Origin of the sequence: Clostridium sp. MCC353 (assembly GCF_018785315.1) — a bacterium.
In the GTDB taxonomy this organism is placed as follows: domain Bacteria; phylum Bacillota; class Clostridia; order Lachnospirales; family Lachnospiraceae; genus CHH4-2.
Map to the genome: position 1 here is coordinate 1 of NZ_WQPN01000106.1, position 908 is coordinate 908.

At 43.4% G+C, this 908-nt stretch carries 1 protein-coding gene; it reads right to left on the reverse strand.

Annotated features, from left to right (window positions below; genetic code table 11):
- The coding region (locus tag GPL15_RS18040) for a hypothetical protein (protein ID WP_215700089.1) at positions 1 to 189 on the reverse strand (189 nt) is incomplete at its 3' end.
- Positions 190 to 908: the final 719 nt, after the last annotated feature.

Genomic DNA, 908 nt, shown 5'->3' on the forward strand with positions numbered 1-908 from the left:
CGAAGGATTCCCCTGGGCCCGCCCCCATCCAAACATCCAGTCCGTCCCCTCGTCCCGCTTTCCTGCTGGTGTTCTCTGGATAAAGTAATTAAAAGCAAATTTAACATAAAGAGCGACATAAAGGGTGACATAAAGGGTGAAGGCATTTTCGAAAATGGCTTCACCCTTTAATGTAAATGCCCACACCATTTAACATCAACCCTCAAGGCATTTCCAAAAATGTCTTGACCTTTTACTGTTAATCCCCACATCAGTTATTTGAAATGTCTATACTATAATCTGCACGAAATACCAAACAACACCTCTATCAAACGCTTCTTTGCTTTTTCTACATTCCTTCTTCAAATCATTATTTGGGTGATTGGCTAAAGTTACACCTGGAGATAAAAAATTGGGGGAAGAGGAGTAGAAAGAGCAAAGAAGCGTTTAAGTGATTAGGTATTTGGTAATTGGTATAGGTTTTGGCGAATATGACATGGAGATTTGATGTAAATGGTGTGGGGATTTACATCAAAACGTGACGGCATTTTCGAAAATGGCTTCACCCTTTAATGTAAATCCCCACACCATTTAACATCAACCCTCAAGGCATTTCCAAAAATGCCTTGACCCTTTGCTGTTATTCCCCGCATCAGTTACTTGAAATGTCTATACCATAAACTGCACGAAATACCAAACATCGTCTCAATCCAACGCTTCTTTGCTTCTTCTACGTCCCTTCTCCAAATCTTTATTTATCCTTTGTCAGGTCAGTACACAGCGGTGAATCCTGGGGATGGGGACGGATGGGGGCGGAGACCCGCTTGGAGGTTTGACACCGGGCGGAGGGGAATCCGTTGGCGATGAAAGCCGTCTGGAAACCGTTAGTGAAACTTAGGCTCCAGGGATGGAAAAAGACGGGCAGAAAC